Source organism: Pseudomonas sp. BJa5 (assembly GCF_030272875.2).
Lineage (GTDB): Bacteria > Pseudomonadota > Gammaproteobacteria > Pseudomonadales > Pseudomonadaceae > Aquipseudomonas.
Map to the genome: position 1 here is coordinate 1 of NZ_JALRNG020000104.1, position 330 is coordinate 330.

Consider the following 330-nt stretch of genomic DNA (forward strand, 5'->3'; position numbering starts at 1 on the left):
GAGGTGAGCAGCGATGGCGACAAGCGCCAGCTCGTCGACGGCCAGCGCCTGCGCATCAGCGACAAGGGCCTGGGGACGGTCGAGAACGTAGACGCCGAACGGCTGCTGGCCTGGCGCACGGGCCAGTTGTCGGTCAGCGACGTGCCGCGCCTGCCCTGAAAACGCTAAGCGGTTGATCGTGCGTAAAAATTTTTCAAATAAGGTGTTGACACAACATCGTTTCAAGCGAATAATGCGCGCCACTTGGCTACATAGCTCAGTTGGTTCGAGCGGAGCATTCATAATGCTTAGGTCCGGGGTTCAAGTCCCTGTGTAGCCACCAAGTTCAAA

Annotated in this window: 1 tRNA gene; it reads left to right on the forward strand. The window is 57.6% G+C overall.

Features of this window, described 5'->3' with window-relative positions:
* The first annotated feature begins 245 nt into the window (after nt 1–245).
* Nucleotides 246–322 (forward strand) — tRNA-Met (locus tag M2D63_RS25605).
* Nucleotides 323–330 lie beyond the last annotated feature (8 nt).